The organism is Streptomyces panaciradicis, assembly GCF_023516615.1.
GTDB lineage: Bacteria > Actinomycetota > Actinomycetes > Streptomycetales > Streptomycetaceae > Streptomyces > Streptomyces panaciradicis.
The window spans coordinates 72,089-96,548 of the sequence record NZ_JAMGBF010000023.1; the positions used below are offsets into that span (position 1 = coordinate 72,089).

The window sequence follows — 24,460 nt, forward strand, 5'->3', positions numbered from 1 at the left end:
TCAGTTCAGCACCACGATTTCGGCGGCGTCGAATTCCACCCCGACCGTGTCGCCGACCTCGGGCGCCTCCCGCAGCGCGCACGCCGCCTCCAGCCGGGGCGCCTTCGGCGGCTGGAGGTGTACGGCGACGTGGGTGCCCTTGAAGGTGCGGGCGGCGACCGTGCAGCGCAGCCCCTCGTCGGCCGGGACGAGCCGGACGCCCGCGGGGCGGACCAGGAGGGCGTGCGTGCCCTGGGGGGCGTCCTCGGGCACCGGCACCTTGCCCCAGGGGGTGTCCGCCGCCGCCCCCGCGACCGTGCCCTCCACCACGTTGTCGAAGCCGAGGAAGCGGGCCACGAACTCGTTGGCCGGCCGCTGCCACACCTCAAGCGGCGTACCGGACTGGGCGATCCGCCCGTCCCGCATCACCACGACCCGGTCGGCCAGCGCGAAGGCCTCGCCCTGGTCGTGCGTGACGGCCAGCACGGTCGTGCCCAACCGGCCGAACAGCTCCCGGAGTTCGACGACCAGCCGCTCCCGCAGCGAGCGGTCGAGCTGGCCGAGCGGCTCGTCCAGCATCAGCAGCCGCGGCCGGGGCGCCAGGGCGCGCGCCAGCGCCACCCGCTGCTGTTCGCCGCCGGACAGCGAGGCGACGGCCCGGCCTGCGGCCCCCGGCAGGCCGACGAGTTCCAGCAACTCCCTCACCCGAGCGCCCTGTTCGGCCTTCGACGCCCCGTGCATGCGCAGCCCGAAGGCGACGTTGCCGCCCACGTCCCGCTGCGGGAACAGCTGGTGGTCCTGGAACATCAGCCCCACGCCCCGCCGGTGCGCGGGCACCCCGGACTGCTCCCGCCCGTCGAGCAGCACCCGGCCGGCGCCCAGCTCCTGCAGTCCCGCCACCACCCGCAACAGCGTCGACTTGCCGCTGCCGCTCGGCCCGAGCACGCACACGACCTCGTGCTCGGCGACGTCCAGGCCGACGGCGTCGAGCACGGCCCGCCCGCCGAAGCGGACGGTGGCGTCTTCCAGGCTCAGCAGCATTCAGAACTCCCCGCTCCGGTCGGTGCGCAGCCGCTCGAGCACCAGCAGCGCCACCGCGCACACCGCCATCAGAATCGTCGAAAGGGCCATCGCCTGGCCGTAGTTGAGATCACCGGGCCGGCCCAGCAGCCGCGCCACGGCGACCGGCAGGGTCGGGTTGTCCGGCCGTGCGATGAACACGGTGGCCCCGAACTCCCCTAGCGACACGGCGAACGCGAACCCGGCGGCGACCAGCAGCGCCCGCCGCACCAGCGGCAGATCGACCTCGCGCCACACCCGCCACGGCGAGGCCCCCAGCACGGCCGCCGCCTCCCGCAGCCGGGCGTCCACGGCCCGCAGCACGGGCAGCATGGTCCGTACGACGAAGGGGGCGCCCACGAGCGCCTGGGCGAGCGGCACCAGGATCCACGAGGACCGGAGGTCCAGTGGCGGCCGGTCCAGGGCGATCAGGAAGCCGAAGCCGACGGTCACCGCGGAGACGCCCAGCGGCAGCATCAGCAGCGCGTCGAAGCCGCGCACCAGCCGGCCGGCGTCCCTGCGGGCCAGGGCCGCGGCGGCGAGGGCGCCGATCACGAGGGCGATGGCGGTGGCGGCGAGGGCGTACTGAAGGGAGTTGCCGATCGCCTCGATCGGCGGCACGAGGAAGGTGTCGTCGTCCCGTGTCAGCGCCCGGTAGTAGCCGAAGTCCGAGCCGCCGAGGGAGCGTTGCACCAGCACGGCGAGCGGGAGGAGCAGCAGGACGGCGACGGTGGCGAGGACACCGGCCAGCAGCGCCCACTGCCCCGCGCCACGCGGCCGCCGGGCGGTGCCGCCCGCGTCCACCAGCCGCAGGGCGCTCTCCCGGCGCCGTACCGTCCACGCGTGCACGGCGAGGATCGCGCCCACCGCGACGAACTGCACGATCGTCAGGACGGCGGCGGTGGACAGGTCGAAGATCTCGGAGGTCTGCCGGTAGATCTCGACCTCCAGCGTGGAGAAGGTCGGACCGCCGAGGATCTGCACCACGCCGAAGGAGGTGAAGGTGAACAGGAAGACCATCAGCGCGGCGGCGGCCACGGCGGGCCCGAGCGCCGGCAGGGTGACCGTGCGCCAGGCCCGGAGGCGGGACGCGCCGAGCATGCGCGCCGCCTCCTCCTGCCGCGGGTCCAGCTGCCCCCACAGCCCGCCGACGGTCCGTACGACCACGGCGTAGTTGAAGAAGACGTGCGCCAGCAGGATGGCCCACACGGTCGTGTCCAGCCGTACGCCCCACAGCTCGTCCAGCAGTCCCCCGCGTCCGACGAGCGCCAGGAACGCCGTACCGACCACGACCGTCGGCAGTACGAACGGGACGGTGACGACGGCCCGCAGGACCTGTCTGCCGGGGAAGTCGAAGCGGGCGAAGACGTACGCGCCGGGGAGTGCGATCAGCAGCGTGAGCGCGGTGGAGGCGAGCGCCTGCCAGGTGGTGAACCACAGCACGTGCCGGATGTCGGACTGCGTGACGACGTCCACGATCCGGCCGAGGTGCCAGCGCCCGTCCGTCCTCAGCCCGCGCGCCACGATCGCGGCGACGGGCCAGGCGAAGAACACGGCGAAGAACGCGACGGGCAGGGCCATGAGCCCGAGCCGCGCCGCGCTCCCCCGCCGCGCCGGACGCGGGGCTACTTCAGTACGAGTGACGTCCACGACTTGACCCACTGGTCACGGTCGGCCGCGATCTTCGTCGGGGCCATGGTCTGCGGGTCCTTGGCGGCGGGACCGTACTCGGTGAACTCCTTGGGCACCTTCGCGCCCTCGACCACCGGGTAGACGAACATGTTCAGCGGCATGTCCTGCTGGAACTCCTTGCCGAGCAGGAAGTCGATGAACGCCTTGCCGCCCTTGGCGTTCCTCGCGTTGTCGAGCAGACCGGCGTACTCGATCTGCCGGAAGCAGGTGCCGTACGACGTCCCGGTCGGCGCGGTCTTCGGCCGCGGGTCGGCGAAGACGACCTCTGCGGGCGGCGAGGAGGCGTAGGAGACGACGAGCGGCCGGTCGGCCTTGGCCTTCTTGCCGCCGGCCGAGCCGGAGAACTCCTGGTTGTAGGCCTGCTCCCAGCCGTCGACGACCTTCACGCCGTTGGCCTTGAGCTTCTTCCAGTAGCCCTGCCAGCCGTCGTCGCCGTACTGCGCGGCGGTGCCGAGCAGGAAGCCGAGGCCGGGCGAGGAGGTGGAGGCGTTCTCCGTGACGAGGAGGTTCTTGTAGGCGGGCTTGACCAGGTCGTCGAAGGACCGCGGCGGGGTCAGCTTGTGCTTGCTGAAGTAGGCCTTGTCGTAGTTGACGCAGATGTCGCCGTAGTCGATGGGGGTGACCCGGTGCTTGGCCGGGTCGACGCGGAACTGCGGCTGGACGGTGTCGGCGCCCTTGGCCTCGTAGGGCTGGAAGAGCCCGTTGTCGAGGGCCCGCGAGAGCAGGGTGTTGTCGACGCCGAAGAAGACGTCGCCCTGCGGGTTGTCCTTGGTGAGGAGGGCCTTGTTGACGGCCTGGCCGGCGTCGCCGCTCTTGAGGACCCTGACCTTGTAGCCGGACTGCCTCTCGAAGTCGGCGAGGACGCTCTTGGAGACCGCCCACGAGTCGTGGCTGACGAGGGTGACGGTCTTGGAGTCGCCGGACGCCTGGGCGCCGGACGACGATCCGCACGCGGACAACGTGATCAGGCCGAGGCCGACGGCCGCGGCGACGAACGTCTTGGTGTGCACTGAGTTCCTCCTGGGTGACCAGGAAGAGACGCGGCCCTGCCCGGACGGATCCGGGCAGGGCGCAACAGCTTGAGTGATGACCGAACTTCCTACCCAGAATGACCTGGGCAAGGTTCAGAGGGTCTGCGGCCCGGTTGCCGCACTCTCAGCGCTGTGGCGCTCCCCTGTCGGAATATGAATATGTGTGTACGGGCTCAGGCTACCGCTCGGTGGCCGCGAGCTGACCACAGGCACCGTCGATCTCCTGCCCCCGGGTGTCCCGGACGGTCACCGGTACACCATGGGCCGCGATGGCCTCGACGAACGCCTTCTCGTCCTCGGGCCGGGAGGCGGTCCACTTCGAGCCGGGCGTCGGGTTGAGCGGGATGAGGTTGACGTGCACGGGCTTGCCGCGCAGCAGGCGTCCGAGCCGGTCGCCCCGCCAGGCCTGGTCGTTGATGTCGCGGATGAGCGCGTACTCGATGCTCAGGCGCCGTCCGCTCTTCTCGACGTACTCGAACCCGGCGTCGAGCACCTCGCGCACCTTCCACCGCGTGTTCACGGGCACGAGGGTGTCGCGCAGCTCGTCGTCGGGGGCGTGCAGGGAGATCGCCAGCCGGCACTTGAAGCCCTCGTCGGCGAACCGGTGGATGGCGGGCACGAGCCCCACGGTCGAGACGGTGATCCCGCGCTGGGAGAGCCCGAGCCCGTCCGGGGCGGGGTCGGTCAGCGCGCGGACGGCCCCGACGACCCGCTTGTAGTTGGCGAGCGGCTCCCCCATCCCCATGAAGACGATGTTGGACAGCCGGGCGGGTCCACCCGGGACCTCCCCGTCCCGCAGCGCCCGCATCCCGTCCACGATCTGGTGGACGATCTCGGCGGTGGACAGGTTCCGGTCCAGCCCCGCCTGCCCGGTGGCGCAGAACGGGCAGTTCATCCCGCAGCCGGCCTGCGAGCTGATGCACATGGTCACCCGGTCCGGGTACCGCATCAGCACGGACTCGACGAGCGTGCCGTCGAACAGCCGCCACAGCGTCTTGCGGGTGGTGCCCTGGTCGGTCGACAGATGCCGTACGACGGTCATCAGCTCGGGCAGCAGCGCCTCCTGCAGCTTCCCGCGCGAGCCGGCCGGGATGTCCGTCCACTCCGCCGGGTCGTGCGCGTACCGCGCGAAGTAGTGCTGCGAGAGCTGCTTGGCACGAAACGGCTTCTCCCCGATCGCGGCCACCGCGTCCTTGCGCTCGGCGGGCGAGAGATCGGCAAGATGCCGCGGCGGCTTCTTGGCTCCACGGGGGGCGACGAAAGTGAGTTCTCCGGGCTTAGGCATAGCTCAACCAGTGTCGCAGATCAATCCGGTGTACCGGTCTGCCCCGCGACCGGAGCCCAGGGAGGGTGGAGTGGCGGGCGCGCTAGGCCGCCGTCTGTTCCAGTTTGTTCTTCAGCAGGCGCTCGTTGCGCGGCATCTCCTTGCGGGCCTGGGGGCGGACGACGAGGGGCAGCAGGAGCTTGCCGATGCCGTGGCCCTCGAAGTCGAGGTCCATCGTGACGTGGGTGCGTCGGCCGTCGTCGATGGGGGTGAGCTCGGCGTGGAAGATGCCCCTGACCGGGCCGTCGATTCCGTGCACGGACCAGGAGTGCTGCGGGTCGTACTCGGTGCACTCCATGGTCATCGGCATCTCGCGCCGACCCATGTGCCGGGTGACGCGGACGCGGGAGCCCAGGCCGAACGGGCTGTCGTCGAGCTGTTCGGCGGAGATCGCGCTCAGCTGCCATTCCGGCAGGTGGGCTGGGTCGGTGACGTACGCCCAGACATCCTCGGGACGGCGGTCCACGTCGAACTCTTCATGGATGGCGGACATGGCGCCTCCTCTTCAGGGACATTCCCTTTGAGGGCTTACACCGGGATCGTCCCACTCGCCCGACGGCAGCGCCATCGTGCGAGCGGGACTTCGCAGACCTGTCAGCCCGATCCGACGAACAGCACCAGCAGCAGCCACACCACCGGAGCCGTCGGCAGCAGCGAGTCCAGGCGGTCCATGATGCCGCCGTGCCCCGGCAGGAGCGTGCCCATGTCCTTGATGCCCAGGTCCCGCTTGATCATCGACTCGCCGAGGTCGCCCAGCGTGGCGCTGGCCGCGACCGCGAGGCCGAGGACGAGGCCCTGCCACCAGGCGCCGTCGTCGATCAGGAACTGCATGCACAGCGCGCCCGCCACCATCGCGAACGACACCGCGCCGAGCAGGCCCTCGCGGGTCTTGCCCGGGCTGATGCGCGGCGCCAGTTTGTGCCGGCCGAAGCGCCAGCCGACGGCGTACGCGCCCGTGTCGCTGACGACCGTCAGGAGCAGGAAGGTCAGCACCCGCCACGGGCCGTCGTCGGCCGTCAGCATCATGGCGACGAAGGTCGCGAGGAACGGGACGTAGAAGGCCGCGAAGACGCCCGCCGTGACGTCCTTGAGGTAGCCCTCCGGCGGCTCCGTCATGCGCCAGACGAGGACCGCGAGGGCCGTCAGCGCCATCGCCACCCATGCGCCCTCGGCGCCGCGGACGTACCCGGCGACAACCATCGCCGCGCCGCCGAGCGCCAGCGGGACGAGGGGCGCCTTGATGCCCTTGCGCTCCTGCAGCCGGCTGGTCAGCTCCCACAGGCCCACGACGACCGCGACCGCGACGACGCCGACGAAGACGGCCTTGACGACGAACAGCGACGCGATGATCACCACGCCGAGCCCGACGCCGACCCCTATGGCCGCGCCCAGGTCGCGCCCCGCGCTCTTCTTCTGCGGCGGCGGCGCCGGCTGAGGGGCGTCGGGCATGGGCTCCGGATTCTGCTGCGCCGCCGGGTGGGGCGGTGCCTGCGGCATGTCGTAGGTCTGCGCCTGCGGCGATTCGTCGCGGAACAAGGGGCCGCTCAGCCGAGCGGCCCCCCGGTCGTCATCCTGGTCGTCGCCGTACCGAGGTACGGGTCCGTCGGGCACGATGGGCATGGGGCGAGTCTGCTGCGCCTTGGGCGCATCGTACGCGGGACCCGCCGGGGCAGCCCCCTGGACAGGCCCCTGGTCATGGGGCCCCCAGTAGCCGGCCTGCGACCCGGTGTGTGGCGGCGCTCCCCAGGAAGAGTCGTTCATCAGACCTCGAGCAGCTCCGCTTCCTTGTGCTTCAGGAGCTCGTCGACCTGTGCCACGTACTTGTGGGTGGAGTCGTCGAGCTCCTTCTCGGCGCGGCGGCCCTCGTCCTCGCCGACCTCGCCGTCCTTGATCAGCTTGTCGATGGCGTCCTTGGCCTTGCGGCGCACGGAACGGATGGACACGCGCGCGTCCTCGGCCTTGCCCTTGGCGACCTTGATGTAGTCGCGGCGGCGCTCCTCGGTGAGCTCGGGGAAGACCACCCGGATGATGTTGCCGTCGTTGCTCGGGTTGACGCCCAGGTCGGAGTCGCGGATGGCCTGCTCGATGTTGCGCAGGGCCGTCTTGTCGAACGGGGTCACGACCGCCATGCGCGGCTCCGGCACGGAGAACGAAGCCAGCTGGTTGATCGGCGTCGGCGCGCCGTAGTAGTCGGCCACGATCTTGTTGAACATCGCCGGGTGCGCACGGCCGGTGCGGATCGCGGCGAAGTCCTCCTTGGCGACCACGACGGCCTTCTCCATCTTCTCCTCGGCCTCGAGGAGGGTCTCTTCGATCACCACTTGCTCCTGCGTGTCTTGAGTGAGGCCCGGCTGCGGTTCCTAGGTGGGGCGGCGGCCGGCTGCGTCGCGTCTTCTTCCTGCACGGTTCCCGACCTGCGGGACATTGTCCATCCCCCGGTCAGGCTCCGTAGGTGTTGCCTGTCAGTCCCGGCTGTCCTGGTCACCCACCAGCGTGCCGATCTTCTCACCCTTGACGGCGCGGGCGATATTGCCCTCGGCCAGAAGCTCGAAGACGAGGATCGGGAGCTTGTTGTCGCGGCACAGCGTGATGGCGGTGGCGTCGGCGACCTTCAGGTCGCGGGTGATGACCTCGCCGTAGCCGAGGGAGTCGAACTTGACGGCGTCCGGGTTGCGCTTGGGGTCGGAGTCGTAGACCCCGTCGACGCCGTTCTTGCCCATCAGCAGCGCCTCGGCGTCGATCTCCAGGGCGCGCTGGGCGGCGGTGGTGTCGGTGGAGAAGTAGGGCATGCCCATACCGGCGCCGAAGATGACCACGCGGCCCTTCTCCAGGTGCCGGATGGCGCGCAGCGGGATGTACGGCTCGGCGACCTGCCCCATGGTGATCGCGGTCTGCACCCGGGACTGGATGCCCTCCTTCTCCAGGAAGTCCTGGAGGGCGAGGCAGTTCATCACGGTGCCGAGCATGCCCATGTAGTCCGAGCGGGCCCGGTCCATGCCGCGCTGCTGGAGCTCGGCGCCGCGGAAGAAGTTGCCGCCGCCGATGACGACCGCGATCTCCGCGCCGTCGCGGACGACGGCCGCGATCTCGCGGGCGATCTTGTGCACCACGTCGGGGTCGACCCCCAGGCCCCCACCACCGGAGAAGGCCTCACCGGACAGCTTCAGCAGAAACCGGCCGCGTACTTTGCCGTCGTCGCTCTTCTGGGGCTTGGTGGTCATGGAGATCCCGCCTCTTTCACGTGTTGCACATACGAAGAAGGCCATTGCCGCTGGGGTGGCGTTTCGCTCCCATGCTCGGCAATGGCCTCCTCGTCAGATCCGCTGTCGTCCGTCACCCGCTGACAACCGCGTACGACCCTATCGGGGTCGCGCGCCGATCGCGGTACGGACTCAGATGCCGACCTTGATGCGCGCGAAGCGCTTCAGGGTGACACCGGCCTCGTCCAGGACCTTCTGGACGGACTTCTTGTTGTCGAGCGCGTACGGCTGGCCGAGCAGCGTGGCGTCCTTGAAGAAGCCGTTGAGGCGACCCTCGACGATCTTCGGCAGGGCGGCCTCGGGCTTGCCCTCGGCGCGGGTGGTCTCCTCGGCGATGCGACGCTCGGACTCGACGACCTCGGCCGGCACGTCCTCCTTGGAGAGGTACTTCGGCGCGAAGGCGGCGATGTGCTGGGCGATGCCCTTGGCGACCTCGGCGTTCGGCTTGTCCAGCTCGACGAGGACACCGATCTGCGGGGGCAGGTCGGGCATCGTGCGGTGCATGTACGCGAGGACGTAGCCGTCGGAGTACTGCGCGAAGCGGTCCAGGACGATCTTCTCGCCCAGGTTGGCGTTGGCCTCGTCCACGAACGCCTGGACGGTCTTGCCGGCCTCGATCTCGGAGGCGAGCAGGGCGTCGAGGTCGGCCGGGGAGGTCTTCGCGACGTGCTCGGCGATCGCGGTGGCGACGGCCTGGAACTTCTCGCCCTTGGCGACGAAGTCCGTCTCGCACTTCAGCTCGACCAGGACGCCGGAGGAGTTGTCGTCGGCGATGATGGAGACCACGGCGCCGTTCTCGGCGGAGCGGCCCTCGCGCTTGGCGACGCCCTTCTGGCCCTTGATGCGGAGCGCCTCGACGGCCTTGTCGACGTTGCCCTCGGCCTCGTCCAGCGCCTTCTTGCAGTCCATCATGCCGGCGCCGGTGAGCTCACGAAGCTTCTTGACGTCGGCGGCGGTGTAGTTCGCCATGAGTCTGTGAATCTTTCTCGAAGTCTGGAAGATCGAAGATCTACGGGGTCTGTGGCCCCCATGTGGTCGGGGGCCGCTGACTCACCGCCGACCTACGGGTGAACGGCGGGGGCGGACTTGATGTCGCCGCCCCCGCCGTCACCACTGACGCTGACGGGTCAGGCCTGCTCGGCGTCCGCGGCCGGGGCGGCCTCGGCGGCCGGAGCCTCGGCCGCGGGGGCCTCGGCAGGGGCCTCAGCGGCCTCGGCGGGAGCCTCGGCGGCCTCGGCCGGCTTCTCGGCCTCGGCGGCGGGGGCGGCCTCGTCGGCCTTCTTCTCACCCTCGAGCAGGTCGCGCTCCCACTCGGCGAGCGGCTCGCCCGCGGCCTTCTCCTTGCCCTCGGTGGCCACACCGCTGCGGGAGATGAGGCCCTCGGCGACGGCGTCGGCGATCACGCGGGTGAGCAGGGTGACGGAGCGGATCGCGTCGTCGTTGCCCGGGATCTTGTAGTCGACCTCGTCGGGGTCGCAGTTGGTGTCGAGGATCGCGACGACCGGGATGTTGAGCTTGCGGGCCTCGCCGACCGCGATGTGCTCCTTCTTGGTGTCCACGATCCAGACGGCGCTGGGCACCTTCTGCATCTCGCGGATACCGCCGAGGGTCTTCTCCAGCTTGGCCTTCTCGCGCGAGAGCACGAGAAGCTCCTTCTTGGTCAGACCCGAGGCCGCGACGTCCTCGAAGTCGATCTGCTCAAGCTCCTTGAGGCGCTGCAGACGCTTGTAGACGGTGGAGAAGTTGGTGAGCATGCCGCCCAGCCAGCGCTGGTTGACGTAGGGCATGCCGACGCGGGTGGCCTGCTCGGCGATGGCCTCCTGCGCCTGCTTCTTCGTGCCGACGAACATGACCGTGCCGCCGTGGGCGACGGTCTCCTTGACGAACTCGTAGGCGCGGTCGATGTACGACAGCGACTGGAGCAGGTCGATGATGTAGATGCCGTTGCGCTCGGTGAAGATGAAGCGCTTCATCTTCGGGTTCCAGCGACGGGTCTGGTGACCGAAGTGGACGCCGCTCTCCAGCAGCTCCCGCATCGTGACGACGGCCATGGCCGTTTCTCCTTGGTTTTCTCGGTTGTGCCGCGGGTACCGGACGGCTCCCGCGCCTGACGCCCGCGTGCGCCTTGCCGCGAAGGACCGAGAGGCGCTGACACCGGCGGGTGACCACCTGATGTCGGGGCGTGCGAAGTCGACCCGGTGACCCGGATCGCCAGAAGAAGTGTACGGGACCGGCGGGGCACCGGGTGACGCCGCTGTCCACAACCCGGGAGTTGTCCACAGATCCCGGCCATGATCGACGGGGATGCGGGACGGTTTCCGCATGCGAGCGAAGCGATACGGACGCCTGACGGCGGCGGCGCTGCCGGTGCTGGCGTGGGCGGCCGTGACCCCGTGGGCGTGGGCGGAGCCCCCGCCCTCCCCGGCGGCCCCCTCCCCCGGCACCGCCGCGATCGGCCGCGCCTGGCCGGTGGGCACCCGTCCCGTGGTCCTACGGGGCTGGGAGCCCCCGGCGACGGTCTACGGCCCCGGTCACCGCGGCGTGGACCTGGCGGCGCCGGCCGGGACACCGGTGCGCGCGGTGGCGGCCGGCCGGGTCTCCTTCGCGGGCCGGGTGGCGGGCCGGGGCGTGGTCTCGGTGGAGCTGGGCGGAACGGACCTGCGCACGACGTACGAGCCGGTACGGCCGTCCGTGCGCAAGGGCGCCGAGGTGGCGGCGGGCGAGGTGGTGGGCGTGGTGGAGCCGGCGGGTGCGCACTGCGCGGTGACGTGCGTGCACTGGGGTCTGCTCAGGGGGCGGACCTATCTGGATCCCCTGTCGCTGCTCCCGCCGTGGCTGCTGCGCGGAGGGCCGTCGAGACTGCTGCCCGTGCTCGGAGTGCCGCTGCCCCGGCCGGTCTCAGCCGCGAACGCCCCGTAGCGCCATGCCCACCGCCGCGTCCGCGACCACCGCGGGCTCCTCGGCGCCCAGCTCGATGCGCCGCACGGCCGCGTCGACCACGCCCTGCACCAGCATCGCGGCCAGCCGGGGCTCCGCGTGCCCCAGCTCCGCCAGCGCCTCGACGATCATCGTCACGAGCCCGCCGTGCGCGGCCCGGATCCGCTCCCGCGCCCCGGCGTCCAGCTCGCTCGCGGAGATCGCGACCACGGCCCGGTGCCGCCGGTCCCCCACCAGCTCCAGCTGCCGCCGTACGTACGCCGCGATCCGGTCCTCGGCCGCGTCCTCCCGCTCCATGGCCGCCGCGACCTCGGCCGCCCACACGGGGAAGTCGACCTGGCACAGCTCCTCGACCACCGCGGCCCGCGACCGGAAGTACTCGTACACGGACGACCGCGCCAGCCCCGTCCGCTCGGCGAGGGCCGGGAACGTCAGCGCCTCCGTCCCGCCCTCGGACAGCAGGGACCGAGCCGCGTCCAGCAGGGCGGCTCGCTGCATCGACCGGTGTTCGGCCACGGAGGCCGCTCGAATCCTTGGCACGTCAACCACTTTACGGACGCGCCACCCCTGACGGGAGGGAGTCACGCCCTCCGGCGGGCCGTCACCGCCCGAAGCCGGCCAGCTTCGCCCGCAGCTGCAGCACCGACTTGGTGTGGATCTGGCTCACCCGGCTCTCGGTCACACCGAGCACGTGGCCGATCTCGGCGAGCGTGAGGCCCTCGTAGTAGTACAGCGTGACGACGGTCTTCTCCCGTTCGGGCAGGGTGTTGATGGCCCGCGCCAGGAACCGCCGCAGCTCCCGGTCCTCGGCCACCTCCACGGGGTTGTCCGCGGCGGTGTCCTCCAGGGTGTCCATCAGACTCAGCCGGTCGCCGCCCTCACCGCCCACGTGCAGCAGCTCCTCCAGCGCCACCACGTTGGCCAGCGACAACTGGCTGAACACCGCGTGGAGGTCGTCCACCGCGATGCCCATCTCGGCGGCCACCTCCCCCTCCGACGGCGTCCGTCTGAGCCGCGCCTCCAACGTCGCGTACGCCCGCTCCACGTTGCGCGCCTTCTGCCGCACCGAGCGCGGGATCCAGTCCAGCGCCCGCAGCTCGTCGATCATCGCGCCCCGGATCCGGGTGATCGCGTACGTCTCGAACTTGATCTCCCGGTCGACGTCGAACTTCTCGATCGCGTCGATCAGCCCGAAGACGCCCGACGAGACGAAGTCGGCCTGCTCCACATTGGGCGGCAGACCGACGCTCACCCGCCCCGCCACGTATTTGACCAGCGGCGAGTAGTGCAGGATCAGCTGCTCCCGCAGCCGCTCGTCGCCCGTCGCCTTGTACGACCGCCACAGCTCGTCGAGCGTCGAGGGAGCGGGCGGCCGCACGCTGCCACCGTCACGGGCGGCTGGGGGGATCGCCGCCCGGTCGGACCCGGAGGTGTGCTGGGGCATTCGTCGCCTTGTGCCGTTCTGCCGTGAAGTACGCGTTCTACGTGAAGTGCGTCGGAATCCCCGTGAGCGTAGCGTGACTGGAGCGTCGCGGTGAGCGAGGAAGAGCGGGGAACGGGTACGCAGATACGTTCCGACGGGCGCCCCACCCACGCACGGCGATCGCCCAGCGTGACCGACCGGCACCGTCCCGCGGAGGCGTTTGCCCAGGTGTCAGGCGTTCCCCCGGACGGCCGAACACGCTCCGTCGACCTCCATCGCCCCCTCCCGTCCGGACATCACGGCCTGGCGCGTCAACTTCCAGCCGTCGCCGTGTCGTTCGACGTAACCAAGTGATCGAAGTTCGTACAGGCGCGCGACCGCGTCCTCCGGCGAGGTCTGCGCGCCCCGCGCGACGGCGGCGGCCGACGCCGTGCCACGACCGGGCAGCGCGGCGAGCACCCGCCGGGCGGCGGCCTCCAGCAGGTCCCTGGGCAACACGGGTCCGCGTCGCTCCGGTGCCAGCTGGCCCATGTCGCCGACCAGTTCGACGACTTCCGCGGGATCGGTGACGAGCACGGCGTCGCCCCGCAGCAGTTCGTGCACTCCGGCCGACAGGCTGCTGGTGGCGGGACCGGGCACGCCCATCGTGTGCCGGCCGAGCCGCTGCGCCGCCCTGGCCGTCACCAGCGAGCCGCTGCGGTGGGCGGCCTCGACGACGACGGTTCCCCTGGTCAGGGCGGCGATGACGCGATTGCGGACGACGAACCGGCCGGCCGTCGGGTGCTCGCCGGGCGGCAGCTCCCCGACGACGAGGCCCTGCTCCGCGATCCGGTTGATCAGCTCGGTGTGTCCGCGGGGGTAGGGCCGGTCGACCCCGCAGGCCAGTACGGCGACGGTGGCGCCGCCCGCGCCGAGCGCGCCCCGGTGCGCGGCGCCGTCGACTCCGTAGGCGCCGCCGGAGACGACCACCCAGCCGTGTTCGGCGAGGCCGGCGCCGAGCGTGGCCGCCATGTGGGCGCCGTACTCGGTGCAGGCGCGGGCGCCGACGACGGCGACGGATCTCAGCGCCCACATCCGCAGGCTGGGCCGGCCGCGCACCCACAGCCCCAGCGGGCGGGTGTCCCCCAGGTCGTCGAGCTGGCCGGGCCACTCCGGGCCGCCCGGCACCACGAACCGCACACCGGCGTCCCGCGCGGCCCGCAGATCGCGGCCGGCGTCGGCCTCCCGGGCCCGCCCCAGCATCCCCGCCCACCGCCTGTCGCTGACCCCGGCCGGCTGCGGCCCCCCGACCCGCAGTACCCGCGCCACCCTCACGGCCCCCCACTCCCGGACCCACCGGCCCCCGACCGGGTCCCCGGGTTCGAGAACCCGGCTGAGAAGCACCCGCGCGAGCAGTTCGTCGTCCAGGTCCTCGGCGGCGCTCACGTCATCGCCCCGATCGCCATGGGTGCGCCCCTCGGCACTCCCGTACGCAGTTGCAGCGCGAGGGCGACGTCCGTCGCGTCGGGCCTGTCGTGGCCGACGAGATCGGCGACCGTCCAGGCGACGCGCAGGACGCGGTCGAGTCCGCGGGCGGTCAGCACGCCCCGTTCCAGGTTGCGCTCGGCTTCGTCCATCGCGCCGCTCGCCGCGTGCCAGCGGCTGCGCAGTTCACGGCCGGGGATCTCGCTGTTGGTCCGCCACGGTGTGCCGGCGAGCCGTGCCGACGCCCGTTGCCGGGCCGACCGCACCCGGTCGGCGACCGTCGCCGTCGACTCGCCGCGGGCACCCCGCAGGGTCAGCTCGGCGCGTGTGACCCGGTCCACCTCGACCCGAAGGTCGACGCGGTCGAGCAGCGGTCCGGACAGTCGTGCCTGGTAGCGGCGGACGGCCGAGGGCGGGCACTCGCAGAAGTCGTCGGTCTGCGAGAAGCGGCCGCAGGGGCAGGGGTTGGCGGCGAGCACCATCAGGAACTTCGCCGGGAACCGCACCACCCCGGCACTGCGGGCGATCACCACATGGCCGGCTTCCAGGGGCTGCCGCAACGCGTCGAGGGCCCGGCTGCTGAACTCGGGGGTCTCGTCCAAAAAGAGGACACCGCGGTGCGACAGGGACACGGCCCCGGGCCGCGCGATCCCCTGACCGCCGCCCACCAGGGCCTGCATGGTCGCCGAGTGGTGCGGGGCGCAGTAGGGGGCGATGTCGATCAGCGGTTTGCCCGGTGGCAGCAGGCCCGCCACCGAGTGGACGGCCGTGACCTCCAGGGACTCCTCGCGGGTGAGCCGGGGCAGGATGGCCGGCAGCCGTTCCGCGAGCATCGTCTTGCCGGCACCCGGCGGGCCTTCCAGGAACAGATGGTGGCCGCCCGCCGCCGCGACCTCCACCGCCGTGCGCGCCGAGATCTGGCCGACGACGTCCGCGAGGTCGTGGCCCTGCTCGTGCTGGGCGGCGCCGAAGCTGTGCATGCCCGTGGCCGCGCCGGTGCCCGGCACCCGCAGACCGGCCAGGAGGGGGTCCGGGCGGCCCACCTCGTCCGGCTCCTCCTCGGGCACCGGCTCGTCCGCCAGGACGGCGATCAGCTGGCGCAGGCTGCGCACCCCGAGGACGGAGACGCCGGGTACCAGCGAGGCCTCGGCGGCAGCGCACTCGGGCACGACCACCTGCTCGTATCCGGCGTCCGCGGCGGCGAGCACCGCCGGCAGGATGCCCCGCACCGGACGCACCCGGCCGTCCAGCCCCAGCTCCCCGATCATGACGATGTCCGCGAGGACGCGCGGATCGATGCGTTCGGAGGCACCGAGCACGGCACAGGCGACGGCGAGGTCGAACCCGCTGCCGCCCTTCGGCACCGAGGCGGGGCTGAGTCCGACCGTGAGTTTCTTCTGCGGCCATTCGCCGCCGGAGTTGACGACCGCGGCCCGGACCCGGTCCCTGCTCTCCGTCAGGCTCTTGTCGGGCAGTCCCACCAGGGTGAACGCGGCCACTCCCGGTTCCAGGTCGGCCTGGACCTCGACGACGACGCCCTCGACGCCCACCAGTGCCACCGAACACGTACGCGCGAAGCCCATCTCAGGCCACCCCCCGCGCATGCTCGAGGCGGGCGGCCCCGCGCCTCGGCAGGACGACGCCGACGAGGTCGATGCGGACCCCTCCCGGCGGCGCGCCACCGTGTGCGTGGATCCAGTGCTCGGCGAGACTCCGCAGTCGCCGGGCCTTCTCGGGCGGGACCGCGGCCATGGGGTGCTGGAAGGAACCCGCCCGCCGCGTCTTCACCTCGCAGACGACCAGCACCTCGCCGTCCCGCGCCACGATGTCGATCTCTCCGGACCTGCCGCAGCGCCAGTTGCGCTCCAGCACCGTCATCCCGGCCTCGGTCAGCCGGCGGGCGGCGAGGTCTTCTCCGTACTTGCCGAGTGCGCTCCGTGCGTTCATGTCGGCACCACCTCCGGTGCCAACCGTCACGCATCCACCCGGGTCAAGTGGATCTTGGTGGACTACTCACCGGTTGTGGAAAACTCCGCCACTCACACGGGTGAAAAGGCACACCGGCACACACGCACACCGGTACACACGCACACCAATAAACAGACGCACCGGTGAACAGGAAAACGGCTCAGCTGCTCGGCAGCTCGAGGTCGCTCTTGTTGAGCTCCTCGATGTTCACGTCCTTGAACGTCAGTACCCGGACCTGCTTCACGAAGCGCGCCGGCCGGTACATGTCCCACACCCAGGCGTCCGCCATCGACACCTCGAAGAACACCTCGCCCTGGACCGAGTGCACCTGCATCTCGTAGTCGTTGGTCAGGTAGAAGCGCCGCTCGGTCTCGATCACGTATTTGAACAGACCGACGACATCGCGGTACTCCCGGTAGAGCTTCAGCTCCATCTCGGTCTCGTACTTCTCGAGGTCCTCGGCGCTCATGGCATGTTCCCCTTCAGCCGTGCGATCCCCCCATTGTGCGCCAGTCCCGCGCGCCCCCAGTCGATTTCCGGGTCAGTGGACGACTTCCGGTTCGAGGGTCACGGGTCTGGCCGGGGGACCTTCGTCGAGCAGTCGGCTCAGCAGCTCGGCGAGTCTGGTCGGATACACCGTCTCATGTGCCCGGGTCAGTTCCGCACACGTCCACCACCGGGCACCGGCCACGCTGCGCCGCTCCAGCTCCGTCAGGGCCGTCGCCCGCGTCGCCGTCTGCGCCGTACGGGCCAGGTAGTACCACTCGTCCTGGTCCCAGCGGCGGCCGGCGAACGGGAACGAGCACCTCCGCCGCCACAGCACCGGCCCGAGCTCGACCTCGGTGATCCCGGTCTCCTCGGCGAGTTCCCGCAGGGCGGCCTCTTCACGAGTCTCCGCGCCCTCCAGTCCGCCGCCGGGCGTGAACCACCAGTCGTCGGCCGGATCGTCCGGTTCGTGACCGTGCAGGAGGAGGATGCGGTCGTCGGGGTCGAGCAGGACGACCCGGGCCACCTTGCGCAGCCCCTGCGGGGAGACATCGTGGGTCACCTCAGCGGGCACCCACGGGCTCCGTCCGGGTACGGGCGCGGCGGTTGCCCAGCCGCTTGGCGATCGGGCCGTAGGCCCCTCCGCCGAGAACCAGCACGCCGCCCACGACGATGAGGGTGACGATGAGCTTCAGCGGTCCCGGCGTGGACAGCGCGCCGAGCGCCTCGAAGCCGGTCGGGCGCCCCAGCATGCCCTTCGCAGGCCAGACGACGGCGTCCACGCGGGCGGTCACGGCGGAGCGCGCCACGGTGCCCTGGGCGGCGTCGCTGAGGTGGGCGGAGGAGTCCAGGGAGCCGGAGCGCTCGTCGCCGAGCAGGAACAGGCGGCCCTGGGGGACCTTCACGGTCGGGATCTTCTTGTCCTCGGCGGCGGCGCCCTTGAGGTAGCCCTCGTCGATCTGCTTGCCGTTGACGGTCAGCTTGCCGTCGGTGCAGCAGGAGACGGTGTCACCGCCGACGGCCACCACACGCTTGACGACGGAGGCGTTGGTCACCCAGGTCTTGTCGTTGAAGACGACGACGTCGCCCCGGCGTACCTCGCTGCCGTCGACACGCTCGGCCAGCACCCGGTCACCGGCGTCGATGGTCGGAGTCATCGAGGTGGTCGGCACCGTGTACGGCCGGTACACCACCGCTCCCCAGCCGAATCCGCCGAGGAACAGCACGATGCCCAGTGCGACGGCCAGTCCGGACAGTCGCTGTCCGGCCTTGCTGCCCACCGGGCCCGTGCTCTTGCCACCGCTGCGCGGTGCCGTACGTGTCGTGCTCTCGCCACCCATGGACCCGCACCCTACCCGGCGGTACCTGACCCGGTCAGCCCCTCCGGGGCGCACCCTGGTCACAACTGCACCAGGGCTTCACCAAGCCGCCGCGGCGCGGGTCCGCGGAGGGGTTCAGCGGGTTTCGGCCACCGAGGTCTTCCTGCGGCGCCACAGGGCGAGTGGCAGGACGCCGACGAGGGCGACGGCGTTCGGTGCGACCGTGAGGGCGGCGGAGGCCGAGGACTTGTCGTTGATGCCGGTCTGGTCGAAGGTGTCCGGGATCGGCAGGGTGTCCCAGCGGTTGATCGGCCAGGCGATGACGATGGCGCGGCCCACGACGTCCTTCACCGGGACCATGCCGTGGTGCTTGTCGTTCTGGTTGTAGCGCGAGTCGCGCGAGTTCTGGCGGTGGTCGCCCATGACCCAGATGTAGCCCTTGGGGACCTTCACCGAGAACTGGCCGCCCTGGTCGTCGACGCTGCACGGGGTGTTGCCGGCGTAGACGAAGGACTTGTCGTTCAGCGCCTTGCCGTTGACCTTCAGCGGGCCGGTGCCCTTGCAGGAGACCGTGTCGCCGCCGACGCCGATGACGCGCTTGATGAGGTCCTTCTCCTCGGCGGACGGCATCAGGCCGATCCAGCTGAGGACCTTCTGCACCGGGTTCGGGTTGGGCGTCGGCTCGCCGGCCAGCCAGTTGTCCGGGTCGTGGAAGACGACGACCTCGCCGCGCTGGGGCTTGGAGCCGAACCAGGGCGTGAGCTTGTCGACCAGGACGCGGTCGCCCTGCTGGAGGGTGTTCTGCATCGAGTCCGAGGGGATCGAGAACGCCTGCACCAGGAAGGTCTTGATCAGCAGCGCCAGGACGAGGGCGATGCCGATCAGGATGGGCAGCTCCTTCCAGAAGGAGCGCTGCTTCTTCGGCGCGGGCGCCGAGTCGCCCGGTCCCTCGCCGTCGGTCCTGGTCTGCTCGCCGGGCATGGTGCCGTCCTCGCCGGTACCGGAGTCACTCCCGGAGGTCACGGCGCTGTCCGCGGCCGGGACGGCTTCCGCGGGGCGTCCGCGATGCTCCTCGCCGTCGTGTCCGGACCGTGCGCCAACCGCCACATCCCCCACGCCAACTCCTCACTCTGTGCCGCCGCCTGCCCCATGCGCGGCGCAGGCCCACCACTCCCATAACGAGCGGGAGTTCCGCAGGGCTCGGGAGCTGGATCGCTGTCTTCAGATCGTCTGGGGCAACCCTATGCGACAGCCCGGGCGCCGCGGTCGTCCCCGACACGGAGTTGGAAACGGAAGCGAAAGTTTTAGGTTCGTCGAGCGAGGTCCAGTGGCCGAGGGGCCAGGCGATGACCTTGGCCCGGCCCACCACGGAGTCGACGGACACGGTGCCGCCGTAGGCGGTGTTCATGTGGGCGCGGGAGTCCGCGGAGTTGCCGCGGTGGTCGCCCATCACCCACAGCCGCCCCTGGGGGACGGTGATGTCGAACTGCTGGGTCGACGGCGCGTTCCCGGGATACAGGTAGTCGCCCTCGGTCAACGGCACGCCGTTGACGGTCACCCGGCCTTGCGCGTCGCAGCACTTGACGTGGTCGCCGCCGACCCCGATGACCCGCTTGATCAGGTCCTTGTCGTTGGCCGACGGCAGCAGGCCGATGAAGGTGAGCCCTTCCTTGATCTGCTTGACGACGACGGGGTCGTCCTTCGTCGTGGTGGTCTGTTCGCCCGCGAGCCAGCCGCCGGGGTCCTTGAAGACGACGACGTCGCCGCGCTCGGGCTTGGAGCCGAACCACGGCGTGAACTTGTCCACCAGGACGCGGTCGCCGATGCGGATCGTCTGCTCCATGGACCCGGAGGGGATGACGAACGCCTGCACCAGGAACGTCTTGAGGACGAGCGCTATCAGGACGGCCACGCCGACGAGGAGGGGTATCTCCTTGACCGCGCTGCGCCGGCGCTTGCGTTTGACCTTGCGCTGCAGCTTGCGCCGCTCGGCGCGGGTGCGGCCGCCGCTGGGCGCGGAGCCCGACGCCGGGCCGGAGGTGCGGCGGGAGCCGGTGGGCAGCAGGTTCTCGGTGCCGAAGGTGCCGTGGCCGCCGCCGCCCGGCTCGGGACGGCGCGGTTTGCCGCGGTTACCCATGGCCACCGCCGGCCGTCGGGGACGCGGCGGGCACGCGCGCGTAGGCGCCCGGCCGCTGCAGGCGGCTCCAGTAGGCGGTGGGCCAGACGATCCAGTCGGCCCGTCCGATGACGTCGGAGACCGGGATCATGCCGCCGCCGGGCGAGCCCAGGTGGTCGCGGGAGTCGCGGGAGTCGCTGCGGTGGTCGCCGAGGACGAAGAGGGTGCCGTCGGGCACGACGACGTGGAAGGGAACCGTCGAGGGGCTGTCCCCGGGGTACAGGAACGCGGACTCGTCGACCGACCGGCCGTTCACCTCGATCCTCCCCTCCTTGTCACAGCAGACCACCCGGTCTCCCCCTACTCCCACGACGCGCTTGATGTAGTCGGCGTTCCCGAAATACCCACTTCCGTCGAACACCACAACATCGCCGCGCCGCGGCTCGGCACCGAAACGGTACGCCAACTTATTTACGAGAACGCGGTCCCCGATCCTCAATCCGTCTTCCATGGATCCGCTGGGAATCTGGAAGGGCTGGACCACGAAAGCGTTGAGGATCAGCAGGAACACCAGGCAGACCAGCAGGGTCAGGGAGATCCGCCCGCCGGGCAGCCACTGGGTGATCCGCGCCACCAACGCGAAACGCGACCGTTCCTCCGCGGCCTTGGGTGCAGGGCGGGAGGAGCGGTCGCGCTCCGTGTGCTGTGCTTCGGTGTCCATCGGGGCGGAATGCTATCCGGCCCCGATGTGAACACCCGCGCGAGCTCAGCTGTCGCGCTTCTCCTTGATCTTCGCCGCCTTGCCGCGCAGCTCGCGCAGGTAGTACAGCTTGGCGCGACGCACGTCACCGCGGGTGACGAGCTCGATCTTCTCCACGATCGGGGTGTGCACCGGGAAGGTGCGCTCGACGCCGACGGAGAAGGAGACCTTGCGGACCGTGAAGGTCTCGCGGACACCGGCGCCCTGGCGGCGGATCACCACGCCCTTGAACTGCTGCACACGGGAGCGGTTGCCCTCGATGACGCGGACGTGGACGTTGACGGTGTCACCCGGGCGGAAGGCCGGGATGTCGCTGCGCAGCGACGCGGAGTCGACGGTGTCGAGCAGGTGAGACATTTCGTCTGCTTTCTTCGCTGATGCCACAGGTCATCAACGGGAGCTAGGTGCTACAGGAGGATGCTGTCCGTGTCGGGGCGGGCGTCGTGTCCCCCTGTGGCAGGGGCGCGCGCCGGACGACGCACAACAGCGGCCTATTCTTCCACGCCCTCGGTCCTGCGCCAAAATCGCCCGTACGGCTCGCCCTCCGGGTCGGGCGTCCAGCCCAGGATGGAGAGCATCTCGCGGTCCTTCTTGTCGAAGGCCTTGGGGTCGCAGCGCTCGATGAGGTCGGGCCGGTGGGCCGTCGTACGCCTGAGGGCCTCGTCGCGGCGCCAGCGGGCGATCTTCCCGTGGTGGCCGCTGAGCAGCACCTCCGGGATGCCGCGGCCGCGCCACTCGGGCGGCTTGGTGTAGACGGGGCCCTCCAGGAGGTTGGCCATGGCGCCGGGTGCGAAGGAGTCGTCGCGGTGCGACTCGGCGTTGCCGAGGACGCCGGGCAGCAGCCGGGCCACGGCCTCCGTGATCACCAGGACGGCCGCCTCGCCGCCGGCGAGGACGTAGTCGCCGATGGACACCTCGTAGACGGGCATCCGGGTCGCGTACTCGTCGATCACCCGCCGGTCGATGCCCTCGTAGCGGGCCGGCGTGAACACGAGCCAGGGCCGCTCGGAGAGTTCGACGGCCAGCTCCTGGGTGAAGGGGCGGCCGCTGGGGGTGGGGACGATCAGCGCGGGCGCGCGGGAGCCCGTCTCGTAGCCGTCGGCGAGGACGGCGTCCAGGGCGTCGCCCCAGGGGTCGGTCTTCATGACCATGCCCGGGCCGCCGCCGTAGGGGGTGTCGTCGACGGTGTTGTGGCGGTCGTGGGTCCACACGCGCAGGTCGTGCACCTGGACGTCGAGCTGACCACGCGCGCGTGCCTTGCCGACGAGGGAGACGTTCAGGGGGTCGAGGTACTCGGGGAAGATCGTGACGACGTCGAGGCGCATCGCTTACGACTCCTCCCGCGAGGAGACGACCTCGGCCCTGTCGTCGATCAGGCCGGGCGGCGGGGCGATGACGGCCTTCTGCTCGGCCAGGTCGATCTCGGTGACGATCTCCTCGACGAAGGGGATCATCACCTCGCTGCCGTCCGGGCGCTCGACGATGAAGAGGTCCTGGGAGGGCAGGTGCGAGATCTCGGTGATCCGGCCGACCTCGACCCCGTCGGCCGTGACCACGTCGAGGTCGATGAGCTGGTGGTCGTAGTACTCGTCCTCGTCCTCGGGCAGCTCGTCCGGGTCGATCTCGGCGATCAGGAGGGTGTTGCGCAGGGCCTCGGCGCCGGTGCGGTCGTTCACTCCCTCGAACCGCAGCAGGAGCCGGCCGCTGTGGACGCGGCCGGTCTCGATGGTGAGGGGACCGGTGGAGGCCGGGTCGGTGGCCAGGACGGCGCCGGGGGCGAGCCGCAGTTCGGGCTCGTCGGTACGGACCTCGACGGTGACCTCGCCCTTGATGCCGTGGGCGCGGCCGATCCGCGCGACTACGAGCTGCACTTCTCAGGATCTCCTGTCATACGACTACGGGCCGGGGACGGCCCAGTGGCCCTCCCCGGCCCGAGCCGGTGCTGCGTTCGGCGTCAGCGGACGTGGTCGACGTCGACGAGGTCGACGCGGACACCACGGCCGCCGATGGCGCCCACGACGGTGCGCAGAGCGCGCGCGGTGCGGCCGTTGCGGCCGATCACCTTGCCGAGGTCGTCGGGGTGGACCCGGACCTCCAGGACGCGTCCGCGGCGCAGGTTGCGGGAAGCGACCTGCACATCGTCGGGGTTGTCGACGATGCCCTTCACGAGGTGCTCGAGAGCCTCCTCGAGCATGCTCAGGCCTCGGCCGACGCGGACTCGGCGGCGGCCTCGTCCTTCTTCTCCGCCTTCTTCTTCTGGGTGATCGCCTCACCCTTGCCCTCGTCGTCGCCACCCAGGGCCTCGAACGACGGGCGCGCCTTCTTGGGCTCGGCGACGAGCAGCGGAGCCGGGGCGGGCTCGCCCTTGAACTTCTGCCAGTCGCCGGTCTTCTTCAGGATGGCGAGAACCGGCTCGGTCGGCTGCGCGCCGACACCCAGCCAGTACGCCACACGCTCGGCGTCCACCTCGATGACCGACGGGTTGTAGGTCGGGTGGTACTTGCCGATCTCCTCGATCGCACGGCCGTCACGACGGGTGCGGGAGTCGGCGACGACGATGCGGTAGTGAGGCGAACGGATCTTGCCCAGACGCTTCAGCTTGATCTTGACTGCCACGGGAGTGGGTTCTCCTGGAATTGACGTGGTTGGGCACGGCGAGATTGCCGCGTGGGGTTGCGGTACCCGAGTGCCCGATGGACGCGTCAGCCGGAGGCGAGAGGGTTCCTGTGCGGCTGTCGAGTACAGCTAGCCATTGTGCCACACCCCGCGGCTCGCTTCGGACCGGCGGCCGCCGGCGCCGGGCATGCCGAAGCGGCGCCCGGCCCCGCATCCGCCGTCACGGCGTCGGCGCAGCCCGGCGCTGCCGGGTGCCGCCCGCGTCCACCCGTGCCGCTGAGTGCGGCGTGCGTGCTCGCGGGCGGCGGTCGGCTCGCCTGCCCACGGTGCCCGGATCCCGGCAGCCACGAGTTGCCGGCACTCCGAGGCGCGCGGTCATGCCGCCCCGACGACCTCCGGGATCCGGAACGGCTTGCCGCAGCCGCCGCAGACGATCGGGGCCTGGGCCAGGACGGAGGGGACGACCCGGACGTTGCGGCCGCAGTCGCAGACGGCCTTCACCCGCACGCCGCCCCCGGAGGAGCCGTGGCGGGCGGCGGGGCCGCGGAAGCTCTTCGGGGTGTCCGCCGCCGTCGCCACCGTGTGAGCCTTCAGCGCGCGCTGGAGGCGGTCGATGGTCGGGCGGTAGCGGCGCTTGGCCTCGGGGTTGAGCGTGACCAGCGAGAAGCCGCTGCTGGGATGCGGCTCCTCGGGGTGGTCCAGGCCCAGCTCCTCGGCGATGGCGAGGAATCGGCGGTTGTGGTATCGGCCGGCGCGGGAGGTGTCGCGCACGCCGCGCGCGGCGGCGATGCCGTGGACTGCCTCATGGAGCAGTCGCTCGAAGGAGAGTTCGTGCCCGCACGCGGACGACGACTCTCCGATCAGGGACTCTGGCGCGGCGAGATCGGGCAGCTCGGGGTGGTACCGCTGAATGTCGGCCCACGCCTGTGCCAGCTCCGCGGCGAGAACAGGTGGTGTCTGTGTCGTGCTCACGTAATGACAACGAGCGGGGGTGCCGCTGTGTTCCTATTCCGGGGCATCCCAAAT

At 71.0% G+C, this 24,460-nt stretch carries 28 protein-coding genes; 1 reads left to right on the forward strand and 27 read right to left on the reverse strand.

All coding sequences use genetic code 11. The features are described from left to right. The 10 genes from M8J74_RS10750 to rpsB form a co-directional block, all read right to left on the reverse strand. Positions 1 to 1,020, reverse strand: a complete 1,020-nt coding sequence (locus M8J74_RS10750) for an ABC transporter ATP-binding protein (protein ID WP_249836159.1) — start codon at positions 1,018 to 1,020, stop codon at positions 1 to 3. Further along, positions 1,021 to 2,619 (reverse strand): ABC transporter permease, encoded by a 1,599-nt coding sequence (locus tag M8J74_RS10755; protein ID WP_249836160.1) that lies wholly within the window; start codon positions 2,617 to 2,619, stop codon positions 1,021 to 1,023. 44 nt (positions 2,620 to 2,663) lie between these two features. Continuing rightward, positions 2,664 to 3,740 (reverse strand): thiamine ABC transporter substrate-binding protein, encoded by a 1,077-nt coding sequence (locus M8J74_RS10760; protein ID WP_249836161.1) that lies wholly within the window; start codon positions 3,738 to 3,740, stop codon positions 2,664 to 2,666. A gap of 199 nt (positions 3,741 to 3,939) precedes the next feature. Then, the gene (rlmN, locus tag M8J74_RS10765; RefSeq protein ID WP_058922718.1) at positions 3,940 to 5,046 is read right to left on the reverse strand and encodes a dual-specificity RNA methyltransferase RlmN; all 1,107 of its coding nucleotides are present in this window, start codon (positions 5,044 to 5,046) and stop codon (positions 3,940 to 3,942) included. Positions 5,047 to 5,128: 82 nt separating this feature from the next. Then, the gene (locus tag M8J74_RS10770) at positions 5,129 to 5,578 is read right to left on the reverse strand and encodes an SRPBCC family protein (RefSeq protein ID WP_249836162.1); all 450 of its coding nucleotides are present in this window, start codon (positions 5,576 to 5,578) and stop codon (positions 5,129 to 5,131) included. Positions 5,579 to 5,679: 101 nt separating this feature from the next. Next, a complete protein-coding gene (locus tag M8J74_RS10775) occupies positions 5,680 to 6,846 on the reverse strand; it encodes a phosphatidate cytidylyltransferase (protein WP_079077912.1) in 1,167 nt (388 codons plus the stop codon). After that, positions 6,846 to 7,403, reverse strand: coding sequence for a ribosome recycling factor (gene frr, locus M8J74_RS10780; protein ID WP_030943211.1), 558 nt, complete (start codon positions 7,401 to 7,403; stop codon positions 6,846 to 6,848). Before frr ends, M8J74_RS10775 begins: the two co-directional genes overlap by 1 nt. A gap of 144 nt (positions 7,404 to 7,547) precedes the next feature. Beyond that, the gene (gene pyrH / locus M8J74_RS10785) at positions 7,548 to 8,306 is read right to left on the reverse strand and encodes a UMP kinase (RefSeq protein WP_058922723.1); all 759 of its coding nucleotides are present in this window, start codon (positions 8,304 to 8,306) and stop codon (positions 7,548 to 7,550) included. A gap of 171 nt (positions 8,307 to 8,477) precedes the next feature. After that, the gene (gene tsf, locus M8J74_RS10790; protein ID WP_249836163.1) at positions 8,478 to 9,314 is read right to left on the reverse strand and encodes a translation elongation factor Ts; all 837 of its coding nucleotides are present in this window, start codon (positions 9,312 to 9,314) and stop codon (positions 8,478 to 8,480) included. 158 nt (positions 9,315 to 9,472) lie between these two features. Further along, the gene (gene rpsB, locus M8J74_RS10795; protein ID WP_249836164.1) at positions 9,473 to 10,396 is read right to left on the reverse strand and encodes a 30S ribosomal protein S2; all 924 of its coding nucleotides are present in this window, start codon (positions 10,394 to 10,396) and stop codon (positions 9,473 to 9,475) included. A gap of 271 nt (positions 10,397 to 10,667) precedes the next feature. Here rpsB and M8J74_RS10800 point away from each other — a divergent pair, with 271 nt between their 5' ends. Then, positions 10,668 to 11,264 carry a M23 family metallopeptidase gene (locus M8J74_RS10800; protein WP_249836165.1) on the forward strand — a complete coding sequence of 199 codons (597 nt, stop codon included), beginning with the start codon at positions 10,668 to 10,670 and terminating at the stop codon, positions 11,262 to 11,264. Here M8J74_RS10800 and M8J74_RS10805 read toward each other — a convergent pair. The 17 genes from M8J74_RS10805 to M8J74_RS10885 form a co-directional block, all read right to left on the reverse strand. After that, positions 11,244 to 11,798 carry a TetR/AcrR family transcriptional regulator gene (locus M8J74_RS10805; protein ID WP_058922726.1) on the reverse strand — a complete coding sequence of 185 codons (555 nt, stop codon included), beginning with the start codon at positions 11,796 to 11,798 and terminating at the stop codon, positions 11,244 to 11,246. The genes M8J74_RS10800 and M8J74_RS10805 overlap by 21 nt on opposite strands. A gap of 85 nt (positions 11,799 to 11,883) precedes the next feature. Continuing rightward, a complete protein-coding gene (gene whiG, locus M8J74_RS10810; RefSeq protein WP_058922727.1) occupies positions 11,884 to 12,726 on the reverse strand; it encodes an RNA polymerase sigma factor WhiG in 843 nt (280 codons plus the stop codon). Between the two features lie 210 nt (positions 12,727 to 12,936). Then, on the reverse strand, positions 12,937 to 14,130 hold the full coding sequence (dprA, locus tag M8J74_RS10815) for a DNA-processing protein DprA (protein WP_249836166.1): 1,194 nt from the start codon (positions 14,128 to 14,130) through the stop codon (positions 12,937 to 12,939). Continuing rightward, entirely contained in the window at positions 14,127 to 15,752 is a 1,626-nt protein-coding gene (locus tag M8J74_RS10820; protein ID WP_249836167.1) for a YifB family Mg chelatase-like AAA ATPase, read from the reverse strand. The genes dprA and M8J74_RS10820 overlap by 4 nt, the downstream gene beginning before the upstream one ends. Position 15,753: 1 nt before the next feature. Then, positions 15,754 to 16,116, reverse strand: coding sequence for a YraN family protein (locus M8J74_RS10825; RefSeq protein ID WP_249836168.1), 363 nt, complete (start codon positions 16,114 to 16,116; stop codon positions 15,754 to 15,756). A 181-nt stretch (positions 16,117 to 16,297) separates the two neighbouring features. Beyond that, on the reverse strand, positions 16,298 to 16,606 hold the full coding sequence (locus M8J74_RS10830; RefSeq protein ID WP_055510545.1) for a DUF2469 domain-containing protein: 309 nt from the start codon (positions 16,604 to 16,606) through the stop codon (positions 16,298 to 16,300). Between the two features lie 72 nt (positions 16,607 to 16,678). After that, complete coding sequence (locus M8J74_RS10835) at positions 16,679 to 17,197, reverse strand: NUDIX hydrolase (RefSeq protein WP_249836169.1); 519 nt, start codon at positions 17,195 to 17,197, stop codon at positions 16,679 to 16,681. Next, the gene (gene lepB / locus M8J74_RS10840; RefSeq protein WP_249836170.1) at positions 17,187 to 17,963 is read right to left on the reverse strand and encodes a signal peptidase I; all 777 of its coding nucleotides are present in this window, start codon (positions 17,961 to 17,963) and stop codon (positions 17,187 to 17,189) included. The genes M8J74_RS10835 and lepB (M8J74_RS10840) overlap by 11 nt, the downstream gene beginning before the upstream one ends. 114 nt (positions 17,964 to 18,077) lie before the next feature. Further along, the gene (gene lepB / locus M8J74_RS10845) at positions 18,078 to 19,058 is read right to left on the reverse strand and encodes a signal peptidase I (RefSeq protein WP_249836171.1); all 981 of its coding nucleotides are present in this window, start codon (positions 19,056 to 19,058) and stop codon (positions 18,078 to 18,080) included. Beyond that, complete coding sequence (lepB, locus tag M8J74_RS10850; protein WP_249836172.1) at positions 18,949 to 20,079, reverse strand: signal peptidase I; 1,131 nt, start codon at positions 20,077 to 20,079, stop codon at positions 18,949 to 18,951. The genes lepB (M8J74_RS10845) and lepB (M8J74_RS10850) overlap by 110 nt, the downstream gene beginning before the upstream one ends. Then, a complete protein-coding gene (gene lepB / locus M8J74_RS10855; protein ID WP_249836173.1) occupies positions 20,072 to 20,779 on the reverse strand; it encodes a signal peptidase I in 708 nt (235 codons plus the stop codon). The genes lepB (M8J74_RS10850) and lepB (M8J74_RS10855) overlap by 8 nt, the downstream gene beginning before the upstream one ends. Before the next feature lie 45 nt (positions 20,780 to 20,824). Further along, on the reverse strand, positions 20,825 to 21,175 hold the full coding sequence (gene rplS / locus M8J74_RS10860; RefSeq protein WP_058922928.1) for a 50S ribosomal protein L19: 351 nt from the start codon (positions 21,173 to 21,175) through the stop codon (positions 20,825 to 20,827). Between the two features lie 134 nt (positions 21,176 to 21,309). Then, positions 21,310 to 22,143 (reverse strand): tRNA (guanosine(37)-N1)-methyltransferase TrmD, encoded by an 834-nt coding sequence (gene trmD / locus M8J74_RS10865; protein ID WP_249836174.1) that lies wholly within the window; start codon positions 22,141 to 22,143, stop codon positions 21,310 to 21,312. 3 nt (positions 22,144 to 22,146) lie between these two features. Then, positions 22,147 to 22,689, reverse strand: coding sequence for a ribosome maturation factor RimM (rimM, locus tag M8J74_RS10870; RefSeq protein ID WP_249836175.1), 543 nt, complete (start codon positions 22,687 to 22,689; stop codon positions 22,147 to 22,149). An 83-nt stretch (positions 22,690 to 22,772) separates the two neighbouring features. Then, entirely contained in the window at positions 22,773 to 23,012 is a 240-nt protein-coding gene (locus tag M8J74_RS10875; protein ID WP_003973401.1) for an RNA-binding protein, read from the reverse strand. A gap of 2 nt (positions 23,013 to 23,014) precedes the next feature. Beyond that, entirely contained in the window at positions 23,015 to 23,434 is a 420-nt protein-coding gene (rpsP, locus tag M8J74_RS10880; protein WP_003997567.1) for a 30S ribosomal protein S16, read from the reverse strand. A gap of 375 nt (positions 23,435 to 23,809) precedes the next feature. Next, complete coding sequence (locus M8J74_RS10885; RefSeq protein ID WP_058922931.1) at positions 23,810 to 24,406, reverse strand: hypothetical protein; 597 nt, start codon at positions 24,404 to 24,406, stop codon at positions 23,810 to 23,812. Between the last annotated feature and the right edge of the window lie 54 nt (positions 24,407 to 24,460).